The organism is Bacteroides graminisolvens DSM 19988 = JCM 15093 (assembly GCF_000428125.1).
In the GTDB taxonomy this organism is placed as follows: Bacteria; Bacteroidota; Bacteroidia; order Bacteroidales; family Bacteroidaceae; genus Bacteroides; species Bacteroides graminisolvens.
Genome location: NZ_ATZI01000001.1, coordinates 519,023 through 536,905, shown reverse-complemented (window position 1 = coordinate 536,905; position 17,883 = coordinate 519,023). Strand labels below are relative to the sequence as shown.

Below are 17,883 nucleotides of genomic sequence, written 5' to 3'. Positions count from 1 at the left end.
CTTTTGTTACATTAACTTTTCTTGAACCATTTATAGAACCATCTGCCTACTGCTTCGTAATGCTGCGATTCGTTGTGATGCCCCAGATCTGAGAACGAAAGTGTGTCTTGCGGGTCGCCGTATTGGTCGGGGTATAGCACCAGCAGACTATTGTTATTGAAATACTTGGAAATCTGCATGGGCAGCTTCTCAAACAACGGCGAATACGAGATAGAACCGCGGCGTGCACTGACTATCACCAACAGATGGTCGTAGTTAACCTGTCCGGTAAGCAGCAACAAGTCTTCCCAATTGGGAAATGCGGTAAACTCCGTACGCACGTTCTTATGTTTTTTCCTCACATAAGATTCCAGGTAACGAAGTGTTTCGGGATGCGCAAAGAAATGAATGCGACAACCCAGTTGTCCGCCCATGCGGCACAAACGGTCTATCCACTTCAAGAAGCCTGCTTCATACTCAGCCTTTACGGGAACGGCAACAATGATGCGCCTCAACGTGTTGGCAGGCATAAGGCATTTCACAATCATGACCTGACGGTGCATTCCTTTGAGCAGGTTCTCGGCAAGCGCACCGAAGAACGAATCCACAATCGTAGCCTTGCGGTGCAAACCAATAACAACTTCGGTGGCATTGTATTCCTTCACCGCATGTATGATACCTGAAACAGTACTCTGATCAAAACGGGTAGCTGTAGCAACTTTAACATCTACTGCTGCCGCCACCATCGCGGTGCGCTCCAATGATTTACGGCCTCTGGCCAGTACGCTTTCGGATGCATTATTATCATTGATCACGTTTAAGGCTACCAGTCCGTCGTTTCTTTTAGGATCTTTCATAAGCAATGCCATGCCCATCAAACCTTCAATGGTTTCGGGGTTCGACACAGGTATCAGTATTTTTTCTTCTTCTTTTGTCTTCTCATCGGGTAATATGAAATCGTCCCCCAGCGTTATCTGACGGGAAGCTCTTTCAGTTACCACCGAACTAATAATGCAAGTAAACAAGATCATGACAACTGTTCCATTGAGCACATCATCATTCAGTAACGGAACGCCCGGTGATATCTCAATCTTATTTCCAATGAGCACAGCTGCCAAGGTTGCTGCCGCCTGAGCGTTACTGAGTCCGAAAATCATAGCACGTTCATGTTTGTGCATTCGGAAGGTTTTTTGTGTAAACCAGGCAGCAAGCCACTTGCTCAAGGTGGCAACAATGGTCATCACTACGGCTACCTTCAAGGCTTCGCCTTGCGCAAAAAGAGAGCGCACGTTGATAATCATACCGACTCCAATCAGGAAATAGGGAATAAACAAGGCGTTACCCACAAACTCGAGCCGATTCATCAGGGGCGAAACGTGTGGTATCAAACGGTTTAATACGAGACCTACCATGAAGGCCCCCAGAATACCTTCCAGCCCGGCTAGTTCAAGCATTCCTCCTCCGAGGAAAACCATGGCAAGTACAAAGATGAACTGCATGATGTTGTCTTCATACTTCCTGAAAAACCAGCGGCCGATACGGGGAAAGAAATAAATAATCAGGAAAACTACGGCAATGACTTTCAACGTAAGCCACATCCAGAAGAAGCCGTCAATCGTACCACTGTATCCACCGGCAATAACGGCCAAAATGATCAATGCCAACGTCACGGTAATGGCGGTTCCGGCAATGGTGATGCTTACGCTGCGCAGTCGGCCCAAGCCGTATCGGCTCACAATAGGATAAGCTATCAGTGTATGTGAAGCATACATACTGGCCAGCAAAATGGCCGTTGTCATGTTGTAACCCAATATAGTCATGCCACTCCAAATACCCAATGCCATAGGAATAATAAAGGTATAAATACCAAAGACCAGACCTTTTAAACGGTTTTTCTTGAAGTCTTCCATGTCCATCTCCAAACCGGCAAGGAACATGATATAATAAAGGCCTACTTTCCCAAACAGCTCGAAACTGCTATCTCGCTCCAGCACGTTAAATCCATAATCGCCGATAACAACTCCGGCCAAAATCATACCTATAATATGAGGTATACGCAAACGATTAAGCAAGATAGGGGCGAATAGAATGATGGTTAACACCAAAAAGAACACCCACGTGGGGTTCGTGATAGGGAGCTGAAAATCGAGATTAAGCCAATCCATCGTTATTTATTTAAATTCCTATGCAAAATAACAAAAAAGATACCAGATTGTCAATCGGAATGACCGGTAGATTACCAGTTGATGCTAATTTATCAGACAAAGAGTCCGTTTTTGTATAATTCCCAAGTAATTAATAGCTTATATACAGCAAATTATTATAAATTTGCAACCGATTAGCAGTCTCGTTGGCAGACTGGTTTGAATAATTTATTCACATAAAACAAAAGAAAAAAATGAAAGTAGCTATTGTTGGCGTAAGCGGAGCTGTAGGACAAGAGTTCCTTCGTGTGCTCGATGAAAGAAATTTCCCGTTGGACGAGTTAGTTTTATTCGGTTCTAAACGCAGTGCGGGAACCACATATACTTTCCGCGGTAAACAGATCGAGGTCAAACTTCTGCAACACAACGATGACTTTAAAGGTGTTGATATTGCTTTCACTTCAGCCGGTGCAGGTACCTCTAAGGAATTTGCCGAAACCATCACGAAGTATGGCGCAGTGATGATTGACAACTCAAGTGCTTTCCGTATGGACGCTGATGTGCCTTTGGTAGTTCCCGAAGTAAATGCAGCCGATGCTAAAGATCGCCCCAGAGGTGTCATTGCAAACCCTAACTGTACCACCATTCAAATGGTAGTAGCTTTAAAGGCAATTGAAAACCTTTCTCACATAAAGACCGTTCATGTTTCAACTTATCAGGCTGCCAGCGGTGCAGGTGCTGCTGCTATGGACGAGCTATACGAACAATATCGTCAGCTCCTGGCCGGCGAGCCCGTTACAGTTGAAAAATTTGCTTATCAACTGGCGTTCAATCTCATTCCTCAAGTTGACGTTTTCACTGAAAACGGATATACAAAAGAAGAGATGAAGATGTTTAACGAGACCCGTAAAATTATGCACTCCGATGTGAAAGTTAGTGCAACCTGCGTACGTGTACCAGCTTTACGTGCACACTCGGAAAGTATATGGATTGAAACCGAACGTCCTGTTTCGATAGAAGAAGCTCGCGAAGCATTTGCCAATGCAGAGGGAGTTATCTTGCAAGACAACCCCGCTGAAAAGGATTATCCGATGCCTTTGTTTATTGCCGGAAAAGATCCTGTTTATGTGGGCCGTATCCGCAAAGATTTAACTAACGATTGCGGATTGACATTCTGGGCTGTAGGCGATCAAATCAAAAAAGGCGCAGCTCTTAATGCCGTTCAGATAGCAGAATACCTCATTAAAGAAGGCGATATTAAGTAATTTGCTTCAAATTCTGATATAATAACTCCTATACTTCTTATCATGCGAAGTATAGGAGTTTTTTATTTACCTTAAATCTGTACAAAAAGACCATTAGTCGATAGATTTATACTTTTTAGCAGTAAATCAATAATTAAATACAGTTTAAAAAGGACAGTATTAAAAAAAGCTATATATTTGTATCGAAATACAAAAAACTACAAAATGAAGCTTATTGCAGAAAGTGGTTCTACTAGAACAGAGTGGGCATTAGTTGAAGACTGCCACATTGTTCAACGTGTCTTCACGGAAGGGTTAAATCCTTATTTTCAAACGAGAAGAGAAATTAGCAGGAGTGTCCGCTTAGGATTGCCTGAGTTATTTTTTAAAAAGAAACTGGAACAAGTATATTACTATGGTGCTGGATGCACGACCAATGAAAAGAAAAATATATTAGGAGCCTCCCTCGTGGCCCAATTTAAAACACCAATACAAGTAGAAAGCGATTTACTTGCAGCGGCGCGCGGACTGTTTCAGTGCGAAGCCGGAATTGCTTGCATCCTCGGAACAGGATCAAACTCTTGCCTATACGACGGCAAAATAATCATTAAAAACGTAAGAGCCGGTGGTTACATATTGGGAGATGAAGGCAGTGGAGCCGTTCTCGGAAAAATGTTTTTATCTGACGCGTTAAAAGGCATTGCACCTAAAGAATTAGTGAACGACTTCTATGAAAAGTTTCGCATCTCTGCCAATGATGTAATGGAGTCCGTTTACAACCGTCCATTTCCCAACCGTTTCTTATCAACCATTTCTTATTTTCTGGCTGATTATCTGGATAGTGATTATGTTTACCACATGCTAACCGGCAATTTGCGCAACTTCTTTGTTCGTAACGTATGCCAATACGATTACCAAAATTACCCCATACGATTTGTAGGCTCTGTAGCTTACTCATACGCTGATATACTCAGAGATGTAGCAGAAGAATTCGGGGTAACACTTGAGACTATTGAAGAAACTCCCATGCCGGGATTGATAGAATTCCATGCGCTTAATATAGAAGAAGTATAAGAAACAAAAAGCAATAACTGTTTTTCCGTTCTTAACAGGTAGTCTTTTCTTAAAATACAGGTTGTTTTAATCTATCAAATAGTCAAATCGCAACCTTGCTGTTTATAAAGCAGCGAGAAAATCGTTTATATTCGTTAATACAGAGAGCAAAACGCTAATAAAGAAGCGTTCTGTGCAAAAAAGAATATTTGATTCTAAATAAATGCAAATAAATGTTCGTAACTTGAAAACAATCTCTATATTTGCAAAAGAAGACATAACCTAATGGTACACTGCCTTTGTTAACAACCTATTGATCTCTTAAAACAACCAACGAGCAGAGATAATGATCCCCTGTCGAATATATAAAGACAGTCTAACTTATATAATATATAAACGTTAAGAGATAATATTCAATTTTTAAGCCTATGAGACAAAAACCCCCGATAATCAGGCTATCAGCTTATTATCAACTCAAAACTGAGAATTCATCCTTAAGTTACCTAACAATTAAAATCAATCTTTTATGAACGAAGATCGAAAAAGAAGGAGTGTAAAATCATACAAACTCCTGACGACTTTAGCATTCGTGTTACTGATAGGTAACACTGAATCTTTTGCAGAAACAACGACCTTAAGCACAGTTAACACATCAAGCGAACAACAACAGGCACAGCAAATACAAGGAAAAATTGTAGATGCTAAAGGCGAACCTGTTATTGGAGCCAGTGTACTTGAAAAAGGTACAACTAACGGAACCATTACTGATATAGATGGAAATTTCACGATTCATTGCAAAACAGGCAGCCTCTTGGTCATATCCTATATAGGTTATAAGACTCAAGAAATAAGAGCTTCTAAGAATGTAAAAATCACATTGACTGAAGATACCGAGCTTCTTGACGAAGTTGTGGTAGTAGGTTATGGAGCGCAGAAGAAGGTCAACCTGACAGGAGCGGTATCAAACGTCAACGTACAAGAAGCTATAGCAAGCAGACCTGTTACTGATGTCGCCAAAGCTCTACAAGGAATAACGCCGGGACTTACTATAACAAACAAGGTAGGAGGAATAGGGACAGAGTCAACGATCAAACTACGCGGATCAGTAGGATCATTAAGCGCCAGTTCAGGAACAGCTCCACTTATCTTGGTTGACAATGTTGAAGTACCAAGTATAAACTTGGTGAACCCAGATGACATTGAAACAATTTCTGTACTCAAAGATGCAGCGTCAGCATCCATTTACGGAACACGTGCAGCATGGGGGGTTATATTAATCACAACCAAGCAAGGGAAAAAAAGCAATAAAGTGAAGGTTAGCTACTCAAATAACTATGCATGGAGTACACCAACTACTATGGCAGAATTAGCTTCTGCTTCCGACAATGCAGAGTATATAATGACTATACTTGAACGTTTAGGACAAACTTCAATTACCAACATCGGTTACACGATAGATGCAACTGCAGTTGAAAAAATAAAAGAATGGGAACAAAAGTATGGCAATATGTCTCAATCTGCATTGGGCGAAATGCAAGAAGGTCGAGACTTTGAAATAAGAGGAGGTAAGACCTATTTTTATCGCTCCTTTGATCCGATAGAAGAATTCACCAGAAATTGGACACCACAACAAAATCACAATCTATCTGTAAATGGAGGTAATGATAAAACCACTTATAATATTAGTTTGGGTTATTTGCAGCAAGAAGGTGTAATGAAGTTCAACTCAGATCAATATGACAGATATACATTAAACTCAAGCATTACAACAAACATTAAGGATTGGTGGAAGGTTAAGGCAAACGTATTATTCACTCGTTCTATAAACGATCAACCCTACAAATATACATCAGGGCAATACGATGCTTGGTTTTATTTGATGAGATGGCCTAGATGGTACCCTTATACAACATACGACGGCAAAGAATTCCGTTCGGCTGTTACAGATATAAAAGCTGGAAATCGGGAATCATTAACTTCTAACTATATACGAACAAATCTAGGAACCGAAATAAGCCCCATTAAGGACCTGACAATTAACTTTGACTACACATTTTCCATGTTAATTGATGCCCAGAAAAGAAATGGAGGAACCATAATGGCTTATAATATGTTCTCAGCTTCCCCATTTGACAACTATAGCGATATTTATGGTTCATCTCACAACCGGGTTACACAGTCAAGTAAATACACGATGGCCAATATATTCAAAGCGTATGCTACTTACAACTTTAAACTTAAAGATAAACATGAATTTAAAGTCATGGCTGGTATGGATGCAGAGACTCGTGAAAGATTGTCTCATTACTCAGAAAGAAGAGGCTTAATCAGTACTATATTGCCCGAAATAGCACTAGCAACAGGAGATCAATACTCTTATAACTCATCAGACAGTTATCACAATGATTTTGCAGCCGCCGGGTTCTTTGGACGTATCAATTACAACTACCTACAAAAATACCTGCTGGAAATAAATGCGCGTTATGACGGTTCTTCTAAATTCCCTAAAGGAGAAAAATGGGCTTTATTCCCATCAGTATCTGCAGGCTGGAGAGCCTCTGAGGAAACATTTATGGAATGGGCTAAACCTGCTTTAAGTAATTTGAAAATCAGAGGTTCTTGGGGTACAATTGGTAACCAAGATGTTGCCTCTAATTCATTTATATCGACCATGACTTCTGGAAACTCAGGATGGGTAGTTAATGGACTCAACCAATTATATCTTGGTTCTCCATCAGTCGTGTCAAGTTCATTAACATGGGAACGTGTTACCACCTTTGATCTTGGTTTAGACGCAAGATTCTTCAATGACGAGCTTGGATTCACTTTCGATTGGTATCGAAGAGTTACTTCTGATATGCACTGCGCCGGCGAAACTCTTCCGGCAACATTTGGTTCCTCTTCACCCAAAATCAATTACGGTGAAATCACTGGAAACGGATTTGAACTTGGTATGGATTATAATCACAGGTTTGCTACAGGACTTGGGTTAAATGTAAAAGCTTCCATCTCACACATCAGAGAAAAGATAACAAAGTTCAACGGAACCAACAACAATATATATGGCAATTATGAAGGTAAAGTATTAGGGGAAATCTGGGGATATGAAACAGACAGGTTATTTCAAGAAGATGATTTCAATGCAGACGGAACGCTTAAAAGTGGTATCCCATCACAATCATTGTACGAAACCGGTTCTTTCAAATTTGGTCCTGGAGATGTTAAATACAGAAATCTAGACAATGACGATAAAATCAGTTATGGAAAAAATACGGTTGAAGATCATGGCGATCTAAAGGTTATTGGAAACTCTTTGCCCGATTACGAATACAGTTTTTCACTTGGATTTGACTATAAAGGTTTTGATCTTAGTACTTTCTTCCAAGGAGTAGGGAAACGTGACTATTGGGGATACGGCAGTGTTGCAATACCATCAGGAGGCTCTAGCTATGCTGATGCAGCATACGCACATCAGATGAATTATTGGACTCCGGAAAACAAGAATGCCTTTTATCCACGACCCTCAAATAACGCATGGGTTAGCAATGCTCAAAACTTTCTAAGACAAACGAGATATTTATCAGATATGTCCTATTTACGTTGTAAAAACATAACAGTTGGATATACTCTACCAAAAGAATGGATGAAAAAGATTTATTTTGAGAGCGCACGGTTCTACGTAAGTGCCGAGAATTTATTTGAGTTTGATAACATGAAAATACCTGTTGACCCAGAATCTACAGCATATAAAACGGGTTACGGCGATGAGTCATGGTCATTCGGAAGAAGCTATCCATACTCAAGAACAATCTCATTTGGTATACAGGTTAATCTATAATCACATAAAATTAAGATAATTATGAAATCTAAAATATTTTCCTTACTAATTATCATACTGACCCTAAGCTCATGTGATGATTTTCTAACGCGTGACCCAATGGATACGGTTACTGATACTCCAACTTTTTGGAACAGTGAAGATAATATAAGAACTTCACTCTACGCATTTTACGATGTCTATTTTGAAGGTTATAGAACCGGTTGGGAACGTTCAGACTGGTATTCAGAAACAAATGTAGCAGATTGGACTGATGACAATGCGCAAAAATCAGCAACCTATTTTACTAAAGTTGCTCCTGCTGCAGAAACAGATGTTACATCTACAAAAAAAGATGAACGTAATTGGACTTTTAGCTATGTTAGACAGTTAAACATCATAATAAACAGAATTGGCAGTTCTTCATTAACCAGTGAAGCTAAATATCATTGGTTAGGCGTTGCGCGTTTTTTACGTGCAATGGAGTACAGTAAATTAGTTTCAAAGTTTGGCGATGTGCCATGGTACAGCAATGCATTAGAGAACACTGATTATGAAAGTTTATATAAAGAAAAAGATTCCAGAACTTTAGTGATGGATAGTGTTTTAAATGATTTAACTTATGCATGTGCAAATATACGTAAATCAGATGGAACGGCCGGGCTAACTATCAATAAAGCGGTAGCTTATGCATTTACGTCTAGGCTCATGTTGTTTGAAGGCACATGGCAAAAATATCGTGCAAATAACAATGAATATGCAATTAAATACCTTCAAGCGGCAAAAAATGCAGCTAATGAATTATTAAGTTGGAATGACTATAGCCTTGCAGACAACTATAAATCATTAACTACATCTGCAGATTTAGCTAATAACAAGGAAATCATCTTGTACCGTTCTTACGTCGAAGGTGTTATTACACATAGTTTAATGACATTTCAAGTTACTGAGGCTGAGATTAACAGCCCGTCAAAAGGATTAGTTGATTCATATTTATCAGCAAACGGGCTCCCTATCAACCAAGCAGAAAATGCTCTCTATAAAGGAGATCAATGGTTCTTTGATGAAATTTCAAATAGAGACCCGCGTCTGTATGCCAATATTGACACAACAGGATTGAAATTGGATGGGGTAGAAAAAGTATACGCTATTTCAGGATACTTTGGTAATCGTTTTGTGAACGAATCTTTAAAAACTTCAGCAGGAGGAACAAGTAATACTTGTATCACAGACGCTCCAATTATGAAGTTAAATGAGGTCATGATGAACTATATTGAGGCCGCTGTCGAATTGTCTCAGCTAGGAGCATATTCATTGACACAAGTCGACTTGGATAAAACAATTAATACTCTACGCGATAGAAAAAGCACGAAAATGCCTCATATAACTCTTGAGGGGAACAATTTATCGGTGAATGGCATTACAATCAACGACCCTCTGCGAGACACAGATGTACCTTCATTAATCTGGGAAATACGTCGTGAACGTAGAATTGAACTCGTATACGAAGGGATTAGATTCAACGACTTACGGCGCTGGAACAAACTAAAGTATGCTGATATGTCACTCAATCCCAAATTAAATCTTGGAGCATGGCTTGACAAAGAGAAGTATATTGTATGGTATAATAACAAATACAAGCCATCTACCCCAATAACTCTACAGACTCTAAAATCAATAAATTTAGATCGAAATGGTAATGCTGGATACATAGTGCCAATTACTGATAATAATATGCTAAGAAAGTATCAGGAGAAAGATTATTTGTACCCAATACCTTTAGATCAAATTACTTTATACGAAACAAAAGGTAAAGAGCTGAAACAAAACACTGGATGGTAAAATATTGAATAATGAGGAGATGATTGATTATATCGTCTCCTCATCAATAAAGTTTTTTCATCTTAAAAGATAGTCCTAATAATGATTAACTATATTTATTAGCTAAAACTTTTCAATCTCATCAAGTTATACTTAATTTAGCTTGTGAATAAACAAAACAATAATGAGAACAGCCGTTATTACATCTCTACTTTTCTGCATAACTCTTTGCACAAATGCCCAAAAGACAAATAACAGCCGTATTGCGGTTGGAGCAGAACAAACCTCTGAATATTTTCCCATTCTTAAAAATAAGAAAATAGCAGTTTTCTCAAATCATACAGGAATGATTGGAAACAAACATACTGTTGATGTATTAATTGAGAATAAGCTAAATGTAGTTGCTATATTTTCCCCCGAGCATGGCTTCAGAGGAGATGCAGATGCCGGAGAACATGTTTCCAGTTCGGTAGACAGTAAAACCGGAGTTCCTATTCTTTCTTTATATGATGGGAAAGCTGGTAGACCGAGCGAAGAATCCATGCGTAAGTTCGATGTATTGCTAGTCGATATACAAGATGTGGGGTTACGCTTCTATACGTACTATATTTCTATGGTAAAACTCATGGATGCTTGTGCCGAATACAATCGCAAGATGATCATTCTTGATCGTCCCAATCCCAACGGGCATTATGTTGACGGTCCTATACTTGATATGAAATATAAATCGGGAGTTGGCTGGTTGCCTATTCCTGTGGTACACGGAATGACGTTAGGTGAACTAGCACTTATGGTCAACGGAGAAAAATGGCTTCCAGCGTCGAAGGAATGTGATGTTACTGTTATTAAATGCAAGAACTATACACATCACTCTTTGTATCAGCTTCCCGTTGCCCCATCACCTAATTTACCAAACATGAAGGCCATCTACCTCTATCCTTCTACATGTTATTTTGAAGCAACTCCGGTAAGTCTGGGCAGAGGAACATCTCTACCTTTCCAGATATACGGGCATCCCAACATGAGAGGCTATGACTATTCCTTTACTCCCAAAAGTGTTCCTGGAGCAAAAAATCCGCCTCAATTAGATAAACTATGCTACGGCAAAGATTTAAGTGGGCTCTCAGACAAAGAGATACGGGAAAAAGGTGTAGATTTGAGCTATGTCATTGACGCTTATACAAACCTCAACATGGGAGAACATTTCTTCAGGCCTTTCTTTGAGTTACTAATCGGAACGGATTACGTACGCAAAATGATTATCCAAGGGAAAAGTGCTGATGAAATTAAGGCCATGTGGAAAGATGACGTGGAGAAATTCAAAGTACAACGCAAACCTTATTTACTCTATGCAGAATAAAATAACGGAGTAGCGAATCAACTAATTATAACAGTTATAAAAAACAATTTATGAGTCCTGTACTAGTCCTTATTACCATTGCAGCCTATTTTGCTATCCTATTTACAATATCATATATTGCCGGAAGAAAGGCAGATAACGCTGGTTTCTTCGTAGGAAATAGAAAATCAACGTGGTATGTTGTAGCCTTTGCTATGATAGGTTCGAGTATCTCGGGCGTAACTTTTGTATCGGTACCCGGTATGGTTGCAACGAGTAACTTCTCATATCTGCAGATGGTGTTGGGCTTTGTTGCCGGGCAGTTCATCATTGCTTTTCTATTAATACCACTGTTCTACAAAATGAATTTGGTCTCTATCTACGAATATCTTGAAAACAGGTTTGGACTTTCTTCGTATAGAACAGGTGCGTGGTTCTTTTTTATATCCAAAATGCTAGGAGCAGCTGTCAGACTGTTTTTGGTTTGTCTTACTTTACAACTTCTGGTATTCGACCCATTAAAGCTACCTTTTATTCTAAACGTTATCGCAACAGTGGCACTGGTTTGGCTATATACTTTCCGAGGTGGAGTTAAATCATTGATATGGACCGATTCTTTGAAGACTTTCTGTCTGGTAGTATCTGTTGTTTTGTGCATCTATTACATTGCTTCCGATTTGAATCTAAGTTTTACCGGTATGGTGAATACCGTCGTTGACAGTGATTTTTCTCGTTTCTTTTTCTTTGATGATGTAAACGATAAACGATATTTCTTTAAGCAATTCCTGGCAGGCGTCTTCACCATGATTGCTATGACAGGGCTCGATCAAGATATGATGCAACGAAATTTGAGTTGCAAGAACTTCAAAGATTCGCAGAAGAATATGATTACTAGTGGAATTTCGCAATTCTTCGTTATTCTACTCTTCCTCATGTTGGGTGTTCTTTTGTATACATTTACAGTGCAGAACGGAATTACGAACCCAGCAAAAAGTGATGAATTGTTCCCTATGGTTGCCACGGGAGGGTATTTCCCTGTAATTGTTGGAATCCTTTTTATAGTAGGGCTCATATCTTCCGCCTATTCAGCAGCCGGTTCGGCATTAACGGCCTTAACAACTTCTTTCACCGTAGACATCCTAGGAACTAAAGGAAAAAGTGAACAAGAAGTTGTAACCATAAGGAAGCGGGTGCACATTGGAATGGCTATTGTTATGGGAATTGTCATTTTCATATTCAACATACTTAATAATACCAGTGTGATAGACGCCGTATACATCTTGGCAAGCTACACATACGGCCCTATTCTGGGATTATTTGCATTTGGCATGCTTACCAAAAAACAAGTGCGCGACAAATACATTCCACTTGTAGCCATTCTCTCTCCTATACTGTGTTTCATCCTACAGAAGAACTCGGAAGTCTGGTTTAACGGTTATGCATTCAGTTATGAACTCTTAATATTCAATGCATTTTTTACCTTCATCGGGTTATGCCTGCTGACTGTAAATGAGAAGAAATAAATAAATCGCAAGATCCATTTATAAACTTAACACAATGATGTTTATCAAAAAAATCACTTTCTCGGCGATATTCGCTTTAGCAACAATTCAGGGCAGTATTGCACAAGAACTTTCCCCCGAAGTTCGAGTGCAAATTGCTACTGTCCTGAATGAAGTTGCACGCAAGGAGATATCCATCGGCAAGATAACGATTGATTCTGCCAAATTGCAAAAGGACGAGTTAATCTTGTTTGCCAATACAAACTGTTCGTATATTCCTTTCCGCGAAAATAACGTATTGGAGATCTACAGTAGGGTACGTACACTTCTTACGCCTGATTTTAGCAACTGTAAAGTGAAAATATACGCGGATAAAAAGGCAATTGAAGACTTGATACCCACAGCTCTTAGAAGTCGAAAAGAGAAGGGTACAATCAGCTTCACCCATAAATCGACCAAACCTTTAACTACCAGGTTATCAAATCCTTTTGCCCCCACAAAAGGTTTGGTTAACCGACACATTGCCTTGTGGCAAAGTCACGGCTACTATTACGAGGCTAAACTTTCAAGATGGGAATGGCAACGGGCAAGGGTTTTCCAAACCGTAGAAGATCTGTTTACACAAAGCTATGTTCTGCCTTACTTAGTACCGATGCTCGAAAATGCAGGAGCCAATGTACTTGTTCCTCGTGAAAGAGACACACAAGTAGCCGAAGTTATCATTGACAATGATAACAACCGTGACACGTCAATTTATAGTGAGATCAATACAGACAAAGAATGGCAAACAGGAAGTTCTCCAGGTTTTGCTCACTTCCGTAATCACTATGTTGACTTTGAAAATCCGTTTAAAGAAGGGACTTACCGTTTCACCCAAACCGTCAAAAAAGGAAAGGAAAACTTGGCAGAGTGGATTCCTTCTATTCCTGAAACCGGCAAGTATGCTGTATATGTATCTTATCAAACGGTGGATAACAGCACAGACGATGCACTGTACACGATATATCATAAGGGTGGGGTCTCGCGGTTTAAGGTGAACCAAACAATGGGTGGCGGTACTTGGATATACTTGGGACATTTCAGTTTTGATAAAGGCAAAAACCCATCTGGGAAAGTGGTATTAAGTAATAGGTCATCGAAATCCGGTCGCATCGTTACTGCTGACGCGGTTAAGATAGGAGGCGGCTATGGAAATATTGCCCGCAGAGTTTCACCGCGTGGAATAGTCACCGAAAACAGGAAAAGCTCTGATGCCAATGCCCCTGCTGTCAGCACAAAATTGCCGCAAATAGATTATCCTTACGAAACAAGCGGTTATCCCAGATTTACTGAAGCGGCAAGATATTGGATGCAATGGGCCGGTATTCCCGACAGCATTTATTCAGAAAGCCACGGGCAAAACGATTACACGGATGACTATAAATCACGTGGGCTATGGGTTAATTATTTGGCCGGAGGTTCTGCAGCAGCCCCAAATGATAAAGGACTAAATATCCCTGTAGATATGGCTTTTGCATTTCATTCTGACGCAGGTACAACACCAAACGATTCTATTATAGGAACATTGGGTATTTTCCAAACTGCTGCCAATGATGGTATCTTTGCTAACGGTACATCTCGGTATGCATCAAGAGATTTAACTGATTTAATCCAATCTCATATCGTTAATGACATCCGACGCTTGTACGAGCCTAACTGGACAAGGCGCGGCATGTGGAATCAATCTTATTACGAAGCAAGGGTACCCAAAGTTCCAACCATGCTATTGGAACTTCTTTCACATCAAAACTTTGCAGATATGAGATACGGTTTGGATCCGCGTTTCAGGTTTACTGTGAGCCGGGCTATATACAAAGGAATGTTACAGTTCCTTGCCAATCAGTATAAACAAGACTATGTTGTTCAACCTTTACCAATTGATCACATGAGTGCACGTTTTACAAAAGACACAGAAGTGGAGTTAACATGGCAACCCGTTGATGATCCGCTTGAACCCACTGCCAAAGCCGAGCAATACATCGTATACACTCGAATAGGAGAAGGAGATTTCGACAATGGTATTCTTGTTAACAAAAACAGTTATCGAACCAACATCCCTTCGGGCGTTATTTGCAGTTATAAAGTAACAGCCGTCAATAAAGGCGGAGAAAGCTTTCCCTCTGAAATCCTTTCCGTGGGCAAAGCCATACAAACCAAAGGTACAGTTTTAGTCATCAATGGATTTGACCGCATAAGTGCACCGGCCGATTTTGTAGCTCCTCAGGATAGCATTGCCGGTTTTCTAGACCAGTTAGATCATGGAGTGCCTTACAAAACGGACATAAGCTACATTGGCAGTATGAAAGAGTTTCGTCGGAATATTCCATGGATGGACGATGATGCCTCTGGATTTGGTGACAGCTACAGCAACTATGAAACAAAAGTGATAGCGGGTAACTCATTTGACTACCCAGCCATTCACGGAAAAGCCATTCTGAAAGCCGGATATTCCTTTGTTTCTTGTAGTGACGAGGTCATTGAAAACGGATCTGTAGAGTTACAAGATTACCCATTTGTTGATTTAATTCTGGGCAAAGAGAAACAAACTAAAATGGGAAGAGGTGCAATGGCATTGGAATTTAAAACATTCACTCCCAGTATGCAGCAAGCTCTGACTGATTATTGCCAAAAAGGAGGAAGTCTATTTATATCGGGTGCCTACGTTGGCTCAGACTTATGGGATAATCCGATGGCTAATCAAACCGACAAGGACTTTGCTACCGAAGTATTGAAATACAAATGGAGGGCAGGGCAAGCTGCTATAGAAGGAAAGGTGAAATCCGTAACCTCTCCCTACTCTGTTTTAGGTATTCAGTATACTTATTACAACGAATTAAATGCAGAGTCATACGTGGTTGAATCACCAGATGCCATTGAACCAGCTACTAACGAGGCCTTTACCATATTGAGATATAGCGAAAACAACCTCAGTGCAGGTATTGCTTACAAAGGGAAGTATAAAACCTTTGTAACCGGTTTCCCGTTTGAATCACTTCGCAGTGAGTCGGAACGTGAATCCCTGATGAAATCTGTACTAGATTTTTTTGATAGTCCAACCGAGTAATAAATTGTGCAGATGAAAAAGATACATTACATATTATTCTTTCTATTGTGTCAGTTATCACAATTGAATGCGCAAGACTTTCGTTTTGCATTAATTACCGATACACACATTGCCGATAATACTTCAGCAGCAGAAGACCTAAAGAATTCAATTGAGCAGATTAACGCAACCCCTAACCTTGATTTCGTATTGGTAACGGGTGACATCTCTGAAAATGGAGATCGTAAAAGTCTGCAAATAGCTCATGATCTATTGTCTCAATTAAAATTAAGGTATTACATTATCCCCGGTAACCATGAAACCAAATGGAGTGAATCAGGTGTCACAGCTTTCAGCCAGCTGTTTGGCTCTGAACGTTTTACATTTGAGCATAAAGGTTTTCTCTTTCTGGGTTTCAATAGCGGGCCGCTTATGCGTATGGCCGACGGCCATGTTGCGCCGCAAGATATCACATGGCTGAAAAAACAGTTAAGCAAAGTCGGCAAGAAAAAGCCCGTCATATTAGTTACACACTATCCCTTACAGGAAGGAGATGTAGATAATTGGTTCGATGTTACGGACGCTGTGAGAGCCTATAATATACGCGTTGTATTGGGAGGACATTATCACAGCAATAAATTCTTGTCTTATGATGGTATACCCGGTATTCTAAATCGTTCCAACCTTCGGGCTAAGAGTGCGGTAGGAGGTTATTCAGTTTATGACATAACCAAAGATTCCCTATTAGTATACGAACACAACATTGATTCGCCAATGAAGAAGTGGGCCTCATTATCTCTAAGCAAGCAATATTTTCAAGAGAAAGGTTCGTCTCAAAAGTATCCCGACTTCAAGGTAAACAACGAATACCCGCAGGTTAAGAAGGTATGGCTCATTCAATCGGGCGTTGGCATTTACAGTTCACCTGCATACGATGGGAAAAATATATTTGTAGGAGACGACATGGGGTATTTAACATGCTACGATGTCCGTAACGGTAAGAAGAGATGGCGGTTCAAGTCCGGCAGTCGCATCGTTGGAACACCCGCAGTTGCAAACAATACAATTGTATTTGGCTCAGCCGACCAATATATTTACGGAGTGAATGCAGGTAACGGCAAACTGAGTTGGAAAGTAAAAGCCTCAAGTCCGGTGCTCGGAGCTGTTGCCATTGAAAACAACATAGCTTATATAGGAGCAAGTGACCATACGTTCAGAGCCATCAATATACAGAACGGAACAATTATCTGGGAATATAACCAGGTGAAAGGATATATTGAAACTCGTCCGTTGCTTACCGATCACAAAGTCATATTCGGAGCATGGGACAATACGTTGTATGCTCTTGATAAACAAACCGGTAGAGAAGTCTGGAAATGGACCGGCGGACTTACGCGGATGCATTTTTCGCCAGCAGCAGTATGGCCGGTTGCAGCCGATGGCAAGGTCTTTATAACAGATCCGGAACGTGCCATGACAGCCATTGACTTAGAAACAGGAGAAACGATATGGCGTACCAAACGCTCCATGGTTAGAGAAACAATTGGACTATCCGAGGACCAAAAGAGAATTTACAGCAAAACGATGAACGACAGCATTGTATGCTACTCGACCCAAGGTAACCGCCCCACACCAATATGGGCAACCAATGTCGGCTTCGGATACGAGCATGCCCCTTCTATGCCGGTTGAGAAAGGCAAAGTTGTTTTCGGAAGCACCAAAAGCGGAATCATGTTTGGGCTGGATGCTTATTCAGGTAACGTATTGTGGAAACACAAAGTTGGGAATTCATTGATCAATACATTGGTTCCCCTCAACAGAAATCAGGTTCTATTCACAGCTTCCGGAGGTGAGATCGGATTATTAGAGTGGCAAGAAAAATATAATAAATAATATAAAACA

The 17,883-nt window shown here is 40.2% G+C and carries 9 protein-coding genes; 8 read left to right on the top strand and 1 reads right to left on the bottom strand.

The annotated features are described in order from the left end of the window. Window positions 1-11 precede the first annotated feature (11 nt). The gene (locus C511_RS0102105; protein ID WP_024995315.1) at window positions 12-2,144 is read right to left on the bottom strand and encodes a cation:proton antiporter; all 2,133 of its coding nucleotides are present in this window, start codon (window positions 2,142-2,144) and stop codon (window positions 12-14) included. A gap of 233 nt (window positions 2,145-2,377) precedes the next feature. Here C511_RS0102105 and C511_RS0102100 point away from each other — a divergent pair, with 233 nt between their 5' ends. The 8 genes from C511_RS0102100 (at window position 2,378) to C511_RS0102065 (ending at window position 17,874) form a co-directional block, all read left to right on the top strand. After that, window positions 2,378-3,388 (top strand): aspartate-semialdehyde dehydrogenase, encoded by a 1,011-nt coding sequence (locus C511_RS0102100; protein WP_024995316.1) that lies wholly within the window; start codon window positions 2,378-2,380, stop codon window positions 3,386-3,388. A gap of 204 nt (window positions 3,389-3,592) precedes the next feature. After that, window positions 3,593-4,441 (top strand): hypothetical protein, encoded by an 849-nt coding sequence (locus tag C511_RS0102095; RefSeq protein WP_024995317.1) that lies wholly within the window; start codon window positions 3,593-3,595, stop codon window positions 4,439-4,441. Window positions 4,442-4,946: 505 nt separating this feature from the next. After that, window positions 4,947-8,258, top strand: a complete 3,312-nt coding sequence (locus C511_RS0102090) for a SusC/RagA family TonB-linked outer membrane protein (RefSeq protein ID WP_024995318.1) — start codon at window positions 4,947-4,949, stop codon at window positions 8,256-8,258. 21 nt (window positions 8,259-8,279) lie between these two features. Then, window positions 8,280-10,079, top strand: a complete 1,800-nt coding sequence (locus tag C511_RS0102085; RefSeq protein ID WP_024995319.1) for a RagB/SusD family nutrient uptake outer membrane protein — start codon at window positions 8,280-8,282, stop codon at window positions 10,077-10,079. A gap of 163 nt (window positions 10,080-10,242) precedes the next feature. Next, entirely contained in the window at window positions 10,243-11,418 is a 1,176-nt protein-coding gene (locus tag C511_RS0102080; protein ID WP_024995320.1) for an exo-beta-N-acetylmuramidase NamZ family protein, read from the top strand. 50 nt (window positions 11,419-11,468) lie between these two features. After that, window positions 11,469-12,920 (top strand): sodium:solute symporter, encoded by a 1,452-nt coding sequence (locus C511_RS0102075; protein ID WP_024995321.1) that lies wholly within the window; start codon window positions 11,469-11,471, stop codon window positions 12,918-12,920. Window positions 12,921-12,963: 43 nt separating this feature from the next. Further along, window positions 12,964-16,002, top strand: a complete 3,039-nt coding sequence (locus C511_RS0102070) for a golvesin C-terminal-like domain-containing protein (protein WP_439709025.1) — start codon at window positions 12,964-12,966, stop codon at window positions 16,000-16,002. 12 nt (window positions 16,003-16,014) lie between these two features. After that, window positions 16,015-17,874, top strand: coding sequence for an outer membrane protein assembly factor BamB family protein (locus tag C511_RS0102065; RefSeq protein WP_024995323.1), 1,860 nt, complete (start codon window positions 16,015-16,017; stop codon window positions 17,872-17,874). Window positions 17,875-17,883: the final 9 nt, after the last annotated feature.